Genomic DNA, 12,743 nt, shown 5'->3' with positions numbered 1-12,743 from the left:
CATCACTGACGGTGGCGCTTCTATGCTAACCCACGATGCTCTCCGGGCTACGCACCAGTCCCATCCGCCACGTCGTTCTCAGGCTCATCAGGAGTTCGATCTCCCCTTCCGCATAGAGGCATCCCATCCACGCCGCGGCTCTGGCGTCATCTCCCCGCCCCAGCGCTCGAAACGTCATCGCTGTGGTGTCGAGATAGGAAAGCGGGTCGGCAACACGGAACGCGGCGTCGAGCAAAGCCGCCATCTGGGCCGGGCCCATCGCATCCTCGGCAGGGATCATGCTCGCCTCGCGCACGGCCTCCGCCGGATCTCCGACGCTCAAAGCCATAGGGCGAGCACAATAGGGCTGTGTGGCGGAGGCCGGCGCGGTCTTGGGTGAGACGTGGTTAGCAGGCAGCGCGAGGGGAAGGCGGTGAACCGGGGTTCAAAAGTGCGGCCTAGTAGCTACGATACAAAAATAACCGCTCGCTACAGGCGCCGCTGAAGTGCGTCGCCGCACCGCGCGGTAGCGGTGCCATATAATTTTGACCATGTCAAGGGTCATTGACCCTTCACTAGTGATGGGCAGTTAATAACTGATAGTCCCAAGGAGGGGAGAAAAGCCATGCTGGACATCGCGTCCACGCCTCGCGATAGGGCGGAGGACCATCGAGACATTTTGTCTGACACGGTAGAAAACACCGTTCGAGCGCATCTTGGCGGAGACAAAATCGTGTCAGTTCGAAGCCGACACGGTGAGGATTTCGATGGTGACGACATAATTGCTGTAGATGTCGTCATCAACACGCCCCCCTCGAATTTCGCTCCTAGGAGTTTTTCGAGCTTGGTACGGGTTCTTAGATTGTCTCTGGCAAATGCCGGTTTTACGGCATTTCCTATGGTCAGATATATGAACCAAGCAGAGCATGAGGCGCGGAGAAGATGATGACTCAGGATCTCATCGCTAGCGCTGAGCTCCTCATCAACCGGCCTGGGTCAGAACCGACCCAGGCCGACCTTAATAGGGCTGCCAGTACATTGTACTATGCCCTTTTTCATGAAATTTCCAAAACGTGCGCTGACCTTTTTATGGGCTCAATCCAGGAGGATTATCGCAGAGCTTGGCAGCAAGTCTACAGAGCTTTAGCTCATGAGAATACAAAAACGCGATGCCGCGATCTGGAGATAATGAGGAAGTTTCCAGAGAGCATTCAAGAGTTCGCCACTCAGTTTGTAACCCTGCAGGAACTTCGCCATCAATGTGACTACGACCCTCTTTCAAAAACACCCAAAACAACCGTAGAGACGGAGCTTGGGAATGTTAGGGATGTCACACAAAGATTTTCGGCAACAAACGAACTCGATTTGCGCGCCTTCTGCTCATTTGTGCTATTTCCGAAACGGGAAGATCCTCTTCGAAAAAGAGCTGAGGAAGAAAGGGAGCAAGAGCGAGCGAGAGCGTTGCGAGCAGAACAAGAAGCTAGAGGCCCTGCGGTGAGAGCAGAGCGCGCCGCACGAAGGGCATCACAGAACGCTCAAGAGAGCAGTTGACAACTTAAAGTCGGATTTCATTGGCGCCGATGGCAGCCATCACCTGCACCATGAACACGGCGGTGAACCGGCCACGCGCCAGCTTGTTGCGGATGTTCGGCTCGTTTTCCGAGACACCGATCGCGGATAGCCGTTCCGCCAGTTCCTTGTAGCCGATCCCCCGGCGCTTCAGCTCAGCCTTGAGGACGTTCTTCACCTTGGCTTCCCATTGCTCGCCGCCTGGGACCATATCGGCTTGTGGGGCTGGGCTGACGTTGTCGAGCATGAAGCATCTCCGGTACGAATGTCATCATACACGAGGCATTCGCCATTGACTACGCCGCACAGTGCCATCATAAACGGTGCAGATGCACCGCAGGTGATGACATGGCTCAGCACTTCCTCCTTTCCGCCGAAGCCCGCACCCTCTCGCTGGCCTCCATCTACAAGGGTGGCGAGGACGCGGCTTACGGCATCTTCTGCCGGATGCGCTGGGCGGAGACGGACGGCGCCCCGGTGTGCCCCCGCTGCGGCGGGCTGAAGCATTACGACGTGAAGGGCCGCCGCAAGTTCAAGTGCGCCGGCTGCGCGCATCAGTTTTCCGTCACCTCGGGGACGATCTTCGCCTCCCGCAAGATGGCCTTCACGGACCTGTGCGCCGCCATCGTCCTCTGCGTGAACGCCGTGAAGGGCCTGTCCGCCCTCCAGCTCGGCCGGGACATTAACTGCCAGTACAAGACGGCGTGGGTGCTCGCCCACAAGCTCCGCGAGGCCCTGGCCTCCGAGGTGGAAGGGATGCAGCTCGCCGGAGAGGTCGAGATCGACGGCGCGTATTTTGGCGGCAAGATCCGCCCCGACAACCACATCGAGAGCCGGAAGGACCGCCGCAAGTCGGAAAACCAGAACGGCGAGCGCCGGGTGGTGGTGGTCCTCCGCGAGCGCGACGGCGCCACGAAGACCTTTGTCCGCGAGAGCGAAGCCGAGGGCGTTGCCTTGGCGGTCGACAACGTCGCCCCCGACGCCACGGTCTACGCCGATGAGGCCCGCCATTGGGACGTGCTGCACGACCGTTTTGAGGCGGTCGGCCGCATCAACCACTCCGAGAGCTATTCGACCCCCGAGGCGAATACCAATCAGGCCGAGTCCTACTTCTCCCGCCTCCGCCGCATGGTGGACGGCCAGCACCATCACGTCTCGGCCCGCTACCTCTATCAGTACGCCGCCGAAGCCGCTTGGAAGGAGGACAATCGCCGCCTGTCGAACGGCGACGCCTTCCGCCGCACCGCGAAACTGGCCTTGGCCTCGCCGGTGTCGCGCCAGTGGAAGGGATATTGGGAACGGAACGAGGGGTGAAGAGCACGGCCCCGCCCATCGTGGGCACGGGAGGGTGGGGCCGTGTAGCGCTCCGCCGTCCTACAGGTGAGCGCCGACGGCATCGCAACATATTATGGTGCAGCACACAACGACGTGGCGCAAAAACGGTGAAGAGCGACAACGCCAGCGGGCTCAGGAACCGGGTGCGGGCGAACCTGCGATATCTGGAGAAGGGCGAGCGGGTCGCGAAGGGTGGGAAGGGGCCGGGGGCGGTGTGGCGGGTGGCGTGATATCAGTACGGACGTATGGCGGTTCAAAAAAACCATTGAGACCAAAAGTAGCCTCGCTTGAGTTTTTTCGAGCCTTTCAACCATCCAACCATAGCCTCAAACTCACGCATGAGAGCCTCGTTTCCAGTCCTAGCACGCAACTTATGAATGAACGTTTCGGACTGGTTCCATTTTTTAATCACGCCACTTCTGCACCAACGGCTATATAGACTGTAGTCTATAATACCCTTTTCGATACCTATCGCAGCAAGTTCCAAATCGTTCAGCACATGACGAATAGCTTTAGCCTGCGAAGATGCCTGTTCCTGTTCTGAGGCATACTTTTCAAGCCCTTCTGGCAATTTTGCTAACTCATTGAACTCGATTTTAGCTGCAAACAAGTCCTTGTCGTTCTCAGTTTTGAGAAGATATTCTAAAGTAACTTGACGTCTCGCAATTGCTCGCTGGCTTAAAATACCCCAAATGGCGACAATGGCAGCCAAAAAACCCGTTATCAAAATAGCATATGTATCAGGATGGGGGTCGGTTTTAGCGATAGCCTGATACAAAGCACCCCACCTCAACGCTACAATAGCGAGGATGGCTCCGACGACAACGAAAAAGGCGGCCGGTATGATCTTCATACCAACCGCCTATCTGATTCCTGTAGACAATTCAACCGGTAATTAGCGGTTGGTCCATCCCTCAAGCCCTGCCATCGTCATCTGTGTCTCCCTCGCTCCGCCCCTGTGTGGCGCCGCATGCCCAGTTTGCACAGCCATGAGCTAATGCCAAGTTAGCTCATTGGCTATCGGTTCCGACGCCGAGGTGACACGCATTTGCGCATCGATGCGGAACTTACAAGAGCGTTAGCCCCGCGGCCTGACTACGCATGCCAGCCGATGCGGTTCCTTGGCGTTGGATTCACACCACCGCCCGATGCCGCTGCCAGTACCCCACGAAGTCCGGGCTGGTGGCCTTGCCGAGGGCCAGGGAGGCGACGCGGCAGGCGCGACCGTCTATCGCTCGCGGGGTTGGCGTGACGCCTCCAGCAATCGGCGGCTTTCGTCCATCAAAGCCCGGAACGCTTCCCTGTCTCGCTTGCACTGAGCGATGAGGCGGCGGGAAGCCTCGACGGCCACGCGACTGTCTGCAATGAGTCGCGCGGCCTCTGGATCGAAGAGTTGGGGCATAGCGCTCTCCGACGTTGGCGGGATGGCCTGTGTCAGCGCGGGCAGAGCATCACGCCAGTCGCTTCGCTGTCATCCTGGATGAACCACACGCCTGCGGTCTCCAGTGCCACGCGGATAGCGCCTGCAGATCCCCCCGAAACCCGTTCAGGATCACGCCCCTCCAAGTTCAGCACCGTCGAGACGGAAACGCTTGCGGCCTTCGCCAGATCGATCTTCGACCAATTCAGCATGGCGCGTGCGGCTCGGACCTGTGCGGGAGATGGAAGGCGCATGGTGTCCTCTCACACGGCTATCGGCGGCACGCAGAGCTGTTCGGCCGCATGCGTGCAATCGCATCAGGAGGAAGGACGAAAATGGCTCAATCAAGGTGAAATAGCCTATGTGAATGCGTCTGGTTGCGATTTCTGCGATGCAGGTTGCACCGTCCACGGTGTCTCATGGCGTATGGCGGCTGAGGGAGGCCTGTGCCCTTGCCAAAGCGGGGTGGAGGCACGGCATGCCGCTCTACTATTTCGACGTGCGCGATGCGAAAGGTTTCCATCGCGACGAGATGGGCGACGAGTTCGACAGCTTCGAAAAAGCGCGGGAGCAGGCCCAAGCCCTGCTTCCCGACATCGCCCGTGAGGAACTGCCGGACGGTGAGTTGCACGTCATCACGTGCGACGTGCGGAACGAGTCGGGGCGGGTCGTCTATCGCGGCAAGCTGACGTATGAGGGAACGCGCGATCCGCCTTGGGTGCCGAAACTGGGTTAGGCGCCGTAGCATCCCGGCCTCACTCCCCCTTCAGCAACGCCCACACCCGCACGCCCTTCCTGATACCCTCCGAGCCGATCCGCTTGCGCTTCCATTGGAGCGTCATGGACTGGACGATGCGATAGGCGAGGGCCTTGCACAGGACCGGGTCGGCGGCGTCCATGCCCTTCGACGTGGCGACCCAACGGGACAGCTCTCGGGTGTCCATGGGACCGCGCTCGGCCAGAGCCTGACAGCAGAGGCCCCACACCTCCCCGCGATTGAACAGCCGGCTCGTGTCCGTGTAGGCTCGGATGGTGCCGGGATCGTCGGTGGCGAACAGAGCGAGCGTCGCCTGGACGTGGGCGAGATCCCGACGGGCCTGGGCGAGCTTGGCCTCGTAGGCCTTCACAGAGGCTTCGATGTCGTGGCGCTTGGCCTTGAGGGTGGCGACGATCTGGGGCGGGGAGTTGGCGTAGAGCATACGCCATCATAGGCGATTGCGAAGGTATCGCATAGGGTGACGTTTGTTGCGTTTCCTACATAAGGCCGGGTAGTCGATCGCGTCGAGGGCTCGCACGAGCCGGGGCAGCACCCGCGTTTCGCGGAACAGCGGCACCACCAGCGTGTAGACCGGCAGGTCGCGGTCCGGCAGCGGGGCGAGGGGCGGCGGCGCCGTGCGGGCGGCGCTCGCCGCGACAACGACGAGGCGCTGCGCCACCGCGGCGGCGAAGACGCAGAACAGCGCCGCCGACGCGGCCAGCGCGGTCGGGCCCGGCGCGACCGCGACGCCGAGGGCCAGGGCCGCGACGAGGCCGAGCGCCGCGCCCAGTTGGGCCGGCGTGGCGCCCCCGCGCGCCGACAGCGCCGCATCCCATCCGGCGAGCCCCGACGCCGCACGCTCGCCCAGGCCGGCCGCGTCGTGCCGGCGCAGCAGAGCCTCGAAGCGGCGGCGGGTGGTGATGGCGAAGTCGTAGCTGCCGACGTCCTCGAAGCGATGCCGGTCCAGGAGCAGGCGGAGCTTGTCCCCGCGGGGCGCGCAAACGTTGCCGACGCGGCCGCGATGGGGGGCCAGCCGCGCCCAGCCCACCGCCGCCGCGGCGGCCACGTCCAGGCCTTCCCGCGCCAGCGCCAACGGGCGGCGGAGGTAGGGCGCGCCGAGGTGGCGGGCGAGCAGGCGGCCGTAGCGCTCGTCCGGAAAGCCGAGGCCGAACAGGGCGTCCTCGCCGGGGGTGCCGAGCTCCGCGGCGATCCGCGCCGCGCGGCGCACCAGCGCGGGCGCGACGCCCTGCGCCACGAGGAACGCCAGCTCCGGCGGCAGGTCGTCGGCGCCGGGGGACGGGTCGCGGGGGCCGGTCGGCACCGCGGCGTCCCGGCGCGTCCCGGCCGCCGCGCGGCGGAGGTCGAGAAGGGCCCGGTCTTCGATCCCGTCGTCGAGCAGCATGGGAGGCGGCCGCAGATTGAGCTGAACCATCGAGAGCCCATGCGACCAGGGATGGAAACAAACGTCAAGCGAATGGGGGCGCCCTCCCGCCGGGAACAACCGTCGGTGCCCGCCCCGGACAGCACCGCGCTCCGCCGTCGGTTCCGGCGACGTCGAACCCGTCACGAAAGCTTCGCGCGCCCTATGCCTGCATTCTACAGGATGCGGGTGGGGCGATGCTGATCATCAAGGGCGTGAGCCGCCGCTACGGCAACAAGGTCGCCGTCGAAGACATGTCGATCGAGATCGAGGCGGGCAGCTTCGTCGGGGTCGTGGGGCGGTCGGGCGCCGGCAAGTCGACGCTGCTGCGCCTGATCAATCGGCTCGTGGAGCCGAGCGAAGGCGTCATCTCCTTCGACGGGGTCGACGTGACGGCGCTGCGCGGCCGGGGCCTCCGCGACTGGCGCGCCCGCTGCGCCATGATCTTCCAGCAGTTCAACCTCGTCGGCCAGCTCGACGTCCTCAACAACGTGCTGGTCGGCCGGCTCAACGACATGCCGGCGACGCAGTCCCTGCTGCGGCTGTGGCGCCCCGCCGACGTCGCCGTGGCGCTTTCGGCGCTCGAACAGTTCGACATCGCCCGGCTGTCGTCGCGCGGGCGCGAAGCGGAAGCGACCATCCTCGACCGCCTCCGCCGGAGCGTCCCGGTCGAACCGCCGGCGGGGGCCGACCTCCTGCGCATCGACAATTCCGGCGACCTCGCAGCCTCGACCGAGATGCTCGTCCGCCACCTCGGCGCCCTGGCGGCGGCGGCGTGACCGGGACGGGCGCGGCCCCGCGCCGGAAGGCCGTCGCCTCCATCGCTTGGCCCGTCGGCCGCGCTATCTTCCGCGCGCCGCGCGACCTATCGTTCGGGCGACCCGACGCACAGGAGCCAAGGCCATGGACCGCCGTTCGCCCGCCCGGAACCACCTCGCGGCGCTGCTGTGCGGCGCCGCGCTCGCGGGCGCGGGTCCCGGCGCCGCCCGCGCCGACGGACATTGCATGGCGCGCATCCTCGCCGACGTGCCCGCCCTCGAAGCCCCCGAACAGGTGAAGTCCAAGGGGAGCGGCACCTTCGGCCCCCTGTCGGCGGTCAAGGTCGACAAGCGGAGCGGGAAGATGTTCTACTGCTCGGCGACGTCCTACTGCTACGACTCGAACGCGTTCGAGCTGACCACCCCGTGCCGCTTCAAGCTCGACAAGAGCTTCGGCTCCAGCTTCAACTCCTTCTTCGTTTACTCGGCCCGATGACGGTCGGGGCACGTCGGGCGGGCCCGGTCGGGGAAACTCCCCCCCGCCGCACGGTGGACGAGCGCCACCTGCGCCAGATCGTCGGGGGCATGACGGACGGCGTGATCCTGGTCGGCACCGACCAGTCGATCGAATGGGCCAACGCCCCGGCGCTGGCGATGCATGGGGTGGCCGCCGTGGCGGAGCTCGGCCGCGACGTCACCGACTACCGGCGGCGCTTCGAGCTCCGCTACCGCAACCGCCACAAGCTGCCCGAAGGCCAGTACCCGATGGAACGGGTCATGGCCGGCGAAGCCTTCGACGAGGTGGTGGTCGAGGTGGCGCCCGCCGGCAGCAACGACGTGCGCTGGGTCCACCGCATCCGCAGCCTCGTGCTCAACGACGACGACGGCGTGCCGAACTGCCTCGTGCTGCTGCTCCACGACGAGACCGAGCGCTACAGCGCCGAGGAGCGCTTCGAGAAGGCCTTCTCGGCCAACCCCGCCCCCGCCCTGATCCTGCGCCTCGACGACCTGCGCCACGTGCGCGTCAACCGCGGCTTCCTGGAGATGACCGGCTACCGCGACGAGGACGTGGTGGGCCGCTCCATCTACGAGGTGGACGTGTTGGAAGGCGCGAGCCGGCGCGAGCTCGCCATCGAGCGGCTGCAGGAAGGGCGCACCATCCCGCAGATGGAGGCCGTGCTGCAGCTCCCCGAAGGCGGCGAGAAGGGCGTCATCGTGGCGGGCCAGCCCATCGACGTCGACGGCGTGGGCTGCATGCTGTTCACCTTCGCCGACCTCGACGGCCGCCGCCACGCCGAGGCAGCGCTGCGTCAAAGCGAGGAGCGCTTCGAGATCGCGTTCCGCTTGTCGCCCGTGCCGACCCTGGTGGCGACGCGGGACGGCAACCGCGTGCTGCTCGTCAACGACGCCTTCGCGCAGGAAACGGGCTTCCACAAGACCGACGTGGTGGGCCGCGACGCCGTGGACCTGCAGCTCTGGTCCGACCCCAAGGCGGCCGCCACGATCGAGCGGCTGCTGCGGGACGACGGCCGCGTGCGCGACCTCGACCTCCGGCTGCTCACGGCCGACGGCGGCGCGCTCGACTGCCTCGTCGCCGCGGAAGCCGTGGAGATCCACGGGCAGCGCTGCGTGCTCGTCACGGCGCAGAACGTGTCGGAGCGCAAGCGCACCCACGTGGAGGTGGCCGGCGCCATCGAGGCCGTGTTCCGCGACACGTCGTGGCTCACCGACGCCGTGCTGGAGAAGCTGGCCCGGGCGCGCACCCCGGATGCGGCGGACGGCGCGGGCCTCGCCGAACTGCCGCCCCGCGCCCGCCAGGTGCTCGACCTCGTGTGCCGGGGCGAGGAAGACGGCGCCATCGCGGCCGGCATGGGCGTGTCGCGCAACACCGTGCGCAACCACGTGGCGAGCCTGTTCCGCAAGACCGGCGTCCGCAGCCGGGCCGCGCTGATCGTGTGGGGGCGCGAGCGGGGCATCGCGGGCTCGTCCCGCGCGGGATGATGGCGCCGCACCCCCCGAACTAGTTCTTCCGCATCCCCGTCCGCGCCCGCCGGCAGGTGCGGATCCCGCGGGCGATGCCATATGGGGGATGACGGACGGCCCGGCGTCGCGGGCGCCGGGAGGCTGGCCATGTCGAAGCAACGGATCGGGACTGTCGCCAAGGCGGCCGGGGCCGCCCTCAAGGAGGCCCTCGGGAAGGTGACCGGAAACCGGGGGCTCGAAGCCGAGGGCGCGGCCGAGAAGGCCGCCCTGCGGGCCCGGCCCGCGGTGGCGGGCCGCAGGGCCGGCGGCTGAACGGACAGCTTCAACGGCGAGCCCTTCCGGGGGCTCCGGGACCATGGGCCCCCGAGGGGCCCCGCAGCATGAGGGACGCGAGATGAAGATCCTGCTTGTCGAGGACCACGAGGAGATCTGGGACTTCCTGTCCCGGCGGTTGAAGCGCCGCGGCTTCGAGGTGGCGGTCGCGACCGACGGCCAGGAGGGCGTCGACAAGGCGAAGAGCGAGGCGCCGGACATCATCCTGCTCGACATGAACCTGCCCGTCCTCGACGGCTGGTCCGCGGCGGGGCTGATCCGCGCCGATCCGGCGACCGCGGCGGTGCCGATCATCGCGCTGACGGCCCACGCCATGTCGGGCGACAAGGACAAGGCCATCGCGGCCGGCTGCACGGACTATTGCTCGAAGCCGGTCGACTTCTCCGACCTGCTCGCCAAGATCGACAAGTACAGCCCGAAGGGGTGAGGGTCCGCCCGCCGCCCGGACCGGGGGGCCGCGGCCGGGCTCCGCGGGGCCTGGCCGCGGCGCGACCGACGGTTGACCGGCGCGCCGATTCGGAATATTCATTCCAATAACGAACAAGAACGATCTATCTGCTCCGCCTGCGCGGCGGCGGACGAGGGCCAGTGGGGCCGAAAGGCCCACCGATCCCGCCTTGCGGCGTTTGCCGCTCCTTCGGACCCGCGCCGTTCCGGCGGGGGCAGCGGCTTTCCACGGGACCCGACGTGACCGGCATCGATTTCGCGCTGAACCACATGGCCGCTCCCCGGCTGGGGCTCGCGGACTTCTTCGCCCTGGCGCGCAGCCTCGGCGTTTCCGCCGTGGAGATCCGCAACGACATCGCCGGCACCGCCATCGCCGACGGTACGCCGCCGGGCGACGTCGAGCGGATGGCCGATCGCGCGGGCCTCGCCATCGCGAGCATCAATGCCCTGGCCCTCTTCGACGACTGGACGGCGGAGCGCGCCGCGCAGGCGGGCGCCCTCATCGACTATGCGGCGGCCTGCGGGGCCGGCGGCATCGTGTTGTGCCCGCGCAACGACGCCGCTTCCGCGGCGGCCTCGGGCGACGAGCGCGCCGCCGCCCTGCGCGAAGCCCTCGCGGCCTTGAAGCCGATGCTGGAGCGGGCCGGGATCGCCGGCTTCGTCGAGCCCCTGGGCTTCGCCGGATGCGCCCTGCGCTCGAAGCGGGCCGCCGTCGAGGCCATCCGGGACGTCGACGGCGCGAAGGCCTTCGCGCTCGTCCACGACACGTTCCACCACCATCTGGCGGGCGAAGGCGAGCTGTTCCCCGAGATGACGGGCCTCGTGCACGTTTCGGGCGTGGTCGATGCGTCCATCGGCGCGGACGGGCTGCGCGACGCGCATCGCGTGCTGGTGGACGCGGGCGACGTCCTCGACACCGTCGGGCAGGTGCGCGCGCTCGGCGCCGGCGGCTACCGCGGGCCGGTGTCCTTCGAGCCCTTCGCGCCCGAGGTGCACCGGAGCCCCGACATCCAGGCCGCCCTGCGCGACAGCATGGCCTTCATCTCCGGCGGCGTCGCACGACCCGCCGCGTGATACCGTCGGCGCCCGCGCGCCGACGAAACCCCACAGCCGTCGAGGGCGAAGCCCCGACGGTCCCCCACGAGGGGAAGCACCCAGGAGGAATACCCGATGAAGCGCCTGATTCTCGCCCTGCTCGCCACCGCGGCCCTCACGGGGGCGGCATCCGCCACCACCATCGGCGTCACGATCGGCAAGTTCGACGACAATTTCCTCACCAGCGTCCGCACCGCCATCTCGGCCGAGGCCAAGGACAAGGGCGTGTCGCTGCAGGTCGAGGACGCCAACGACGACACCGGCAAGCAGATCAGCCAGATCCAGAACTTCATCGCCCAGCACGTCGACGCCATCATCGTCAACCCGGTCGACACGTCGGCGACCCCGAAGATGACCCAACTCGCCGTCGCGGCGAAGATCCCGCTCGTCTACGTGAACCGCAAACCCGAGGACAAGCAGCTGCCGCCGGGCGTCGCCTTCGTGGGCTCGGACGAGAAGGTGTCGGGCACGCTGGAAGCCGAGGAGCTGGCCAAGTGCCTGAACGGCAAGGGCAACATCGTCATCATCGAGGGCCAGCTGTCCAACATCGGCGTGCTCGACCGCACCGCCGACGTCGAGGCCGTGGTGGCCAGGACCCCTGGCCTGAAGGTGGTGCAGAAGCAGACGGCCGATTGGGACCGCAACAAGGCCATCGACCTGATGAACAACTGGATCACCACCGGCGACAAGATCGACGGCGTGGCGGCCAACAACGACGAGATGGCGGTGGGCGCCATCCTGGCGCTGAAGCAGGCGGGCCGGGACCCGAAGTCCATGTGCATCGGCGGCATCGACGCCACCGCGGACGGCCTGGCCGAGGTGCAGAACGGCAACCTCTACGTGACGGTGTTCCAGAACGCCAAGGGCCAGGGCAAGGGTGCGGTCGACGCGGCGCTGTCGCTGATCAAGGGCGACAAGGTGCCGTCCATCGTCGACGTGCCGTTCGAGAAGGTCACGAAGGCCAACCTCAAGGACTACCTGGCGAAGTGACGGCGCCGCGCCGCGCCGGGCTCGCCGCCCGGCCGCGCCGCACCCGGACCCCTTTCCCCGCCATGACGGCACGAACCCGATCCGTCGCCCGCCCTTCCCCCGTGCCGGGGAAGGGGAACCGTCCGGCGGGCGGCGGGCAGCGCGCGGGAGCCGCGACGCCGACAGGAGCACACCCATGCTGAGCCCCAACACCTTGAAGGCGGTCCGCCAGTCGGGCGCCGTTCCCGGCGCCGACTTCCTCCTCGAGGTGGACGGCGTGCGCAAGGAGTTCCCCGGCGTCGTGGCGCTCGACGACGTCGACCTGCGGATCCGCCGCGGCAGCGTCCACGCCCTGATGGGCGAGAACGGCGCCGGCAAGTCGACGCTGATGAAGATCATCGCCGGCGTGTACCAGCCCGACCGCGGCGAGATCCGCCTGAGGGGCGCCCGCACCAGGATCGCGTCGCCGCTCGACGCGCTCGAGGCCGGCATCGCCATGATCCATCAGGAGCTCAACCTGATGCCCTTCATGACGGTGGCGGAGAACATCTGGATCCGCCGCGAGCCGCTGAACCGCTTCGGCTTCGTCGACCACCGCGAGCTGAACCGCCGCACCGCGAAGCTGTTCGAGCGGCTCGGCATCGCCATCGACCCGGCGTCCGAGGTGCGCGACCATTC

Annotated in this window: 16 protein-coding genes and 1 pseudogene; 11 read left to right on the top strand and 6 right to left on the bottom strand. The window is 66.8% G+C overall.

All coding sequences use genetic code 11. From position 1 onward, the window contains the following. Nucleotides 1–25 precede the first annotated feature (25 nt). Nucleotides 26–280 (bottom strand): hypothetical protein, encoded by a 255-nt coding sequence (locus tag D3273_RS10660; RefSeq protein ID WP_129226325.1) that lies wholly within the window; start codon nucleotides 278–280, stop codon nucleotides 26–28. Between the two features lie 644 nt (nucleotides 281–924). Here D3273_RS10660 and D3273_RS10655 point away from each other — a divergent pair. Beyond that, complete coding sequence (locus D3273_RS10655; protein WP_129226324.1) at nucleotides 925–1,530, top strand: hypothetical protein; 606 nt, start codon at nucleotides 925–927, stop codon at nucleotides 1,528–1,530. A gap of 4 nt (nucleotides 1,531–1,534) precedes the next feature. Here the strand turns inward: D3273_RS10655 and D3273_RS10650 are convergent, their stop codons facing one another. After that, nucleotides 1,535–1,795 (bottom strand): DUF6471 domain-containing protein, encoded by a 261-nt coding sequence (locus D3273_RS10650; protein WP_245501105.1) that lies wholly within the window; start codon nucleotides 1,793–1,795, stop codon nucleotides 1,535–1,537. A gap of 101 nt (nucleotides 1,796–1,896) precedes the next feature. Between D3273_RS10650 and D3273_RS10645 the strand changes: the two genes are divergently transcribed. Continuing rightward, entirely contained in the window at nucleotides 1,897–2,862 is a 966-nt protein-coding gene (locus tag D3273_RS10645) for an IS1595 family transposase (RefSeq protein ID WP_129226323.1), read from the top strand. Between the two features lie 274 nt (nucleotides 2,863–3,136). On the opposite strand, the gene D3273_RS10640 is transcribed toward D3273_RS10645, so the two are convergent. Further along, nucleotides 3,137–3,736, bottom strand: a complete 600-nt coding sequence (locus tag D3273_RS10640; protein ID WP_129226321.1) for a DUF4760 domain-containing protein — start codon at nucleotides 3,734–3,736, stop codon at nucleotides 3,137–3,139. A 581-nt stretch (nucleotides 3,737–4,317) separates the two neighbouring features. Continuing rightward, a complete protein-coding gene (locus D3273_RS10635; protein WP_245501104.1) occupies nucleotides 4,318–4,515 on the bottom strand; it encodes a transcriptional regulator in 198 nt (65 codons plus the stop codon). A 266-nt stretch (nucleotides 4,516–4,781) separates the two neighbouring features. Here D3273_RS10635 and D3273_RS10630 point away from each other — a divergent pair, with 266 nt between their 5' ends. Next, entirely contained in the window at nucleotides 4,782–5,039 is a 258-nt protein-coding gene (locus tag D3273_RS10630; RefSeq protein ID WP_129226318.1) for a DUF6894 family protein, read from the top strand. A gap of 19 nt (nucleotides 5,040–5,058) precedes the next feature. On the opposite strand, the gene D3273_RS10625 is transcribed toward D3273_RS10630, so the two are convergent. Together D3273_RS10625 and D3273_RS10620 are read right to left on the bottom strand one after the other, a co-directional pair. Beyond that, complete coding sequence (locus D3273_RS10625) at nucleotides 5,059–5,502, bottom strand: hypothetical protein (RefSeq protein ID WP_129226316.1); 444 nt, start codon at nucleotides 5,500–5,502, stop codon at nucleotides 5,059–5,061. 6 nt (nucleotides 5,503–5,508) lie between these two features. Next, complete coding sequence (locus D3273_RS10620; protein ID WP_129226314.1) at nucleotides 5,509–6,492, bottom strand: hypothetical protein; 984 nt, start codon at nucleotides 6,490–6,492, stop codon at nucleotides 5,509–5,511. 185 nt (nucleotides 6,493–6,677) lie between these two features. On the opposite strand from D3273_RS10620, the pseudogene D3273_RS10615 reads away from it, so the two are divergent. From D3273_RS10615 to D3273_RS10580, 8 genes and pseudogenes are all read left to right on the top strand, one after another. Then, nucleotides 6,678–7,094, top strand: a pseudogene (locus D3273_RS10615) (ATP-binding cassette domain-containing protein); the annotation flags it as partial. A 289-nt stretch (nucleotides 7,095–7,383) separates the two neighbouring features. After that, the gene (locus D3273_RS10610) at nucleotides 7,384–7,734 is read left to right on the top strand and encodes a hypothetical protein (RefSeq protein WP_129226310.1); all 351 of its coding nucleotides are present in this window, start codon (nucleotides 7,384–7,386) and stop codon (nucleotides 7,732–7,734) included. 53 nt (nucleotides 7,735–7,787) lie between these two features. Continuing rightward, nucleotides 7,788–9,239, top strand: a complete 1,452-nt coding sequence (locus D3273_RS10605; RefSeq protein WP_281011247.1) for a PAS domain S-box protein — start codon at nucleotides 7,788–7,790, stop codon at nucleotides 9,237–9,239. 129 nt (nucleotides 9,240–9,368) lie between these two features. Beyond that, on the top strand, nucleotides 9,369–9,533 hold the full coding sequence (locus D3273_RS10600; protein WP_129226306.1) for a CsbD family protein: 165 nt from the start codon (nucleotides 9,369–9,371) through the stop codon (nucleotides 9,531–9,533). A gap of 82 nt (nucleotides 9,534–9,615) precedes the next feature. Next, complete coding sequence (locus D3273_RS10595; RefSeq protein WP_129226304.1) at nucleotides 9,616–9,981, top strand: response regulator; 366 nt, start codon at nucleotides 9,616–9,618, stop codon at nucleotides 9,979–9,981. Between the two features lie 260 nt (nucleotides 9,982–10,241). After that, entirely contained in the window at nucleotides 10,242–11,075 is an 834-nt protein-coding gene (locus D3273_RS10590) for a TIM barrel protein (RefSeq protein WP_129226302.1), read from the top strand. Nucleotides 11,076–11,171: 96 nt separating this feature from the next. After that, the gene (locus tag D3273_RS10585; RefSeq protein ID WP_129226300.1) at nucleotides 11,172–12,086 is read left to right on the top strand and encodes a sugar ABC transporter substrate-binding protein; all 915 of its coding nucleotides are present in this window, start codon (nucleotides 11,172–11,174) and stop codon (nucleotides 12,084–12,086) included. Between the two features lie 175 nt (nucleotides 12,087–12,261). Continuing rightward, nucleotides 12,262–12,743, top strand: a 482-nt coding sequence (locus tag D3273_RS10580; protein ID WP_165359455.1) for an ATP-binding cassette domain-containing protein, incomplete at its 3' end; no start/stop codon positions are given.

Origin of the sequence: Lichenibacterium minor (assembly GCF_004137685.1) — a bacterium.
GTDB classification, from domain to species: domain Bacteria; phylum Pseudomonadota; class Alphaproteobacteria; order Rhizobiales; family Beijerinckiaceae; genus Lichenihabitans; species Lichenihabitans minor.
The sequence above is the reverse complement of the archived record's forward strand: the minus strand, read 5'-3'. Positions and strand labels throughout refer to the sequence as shown.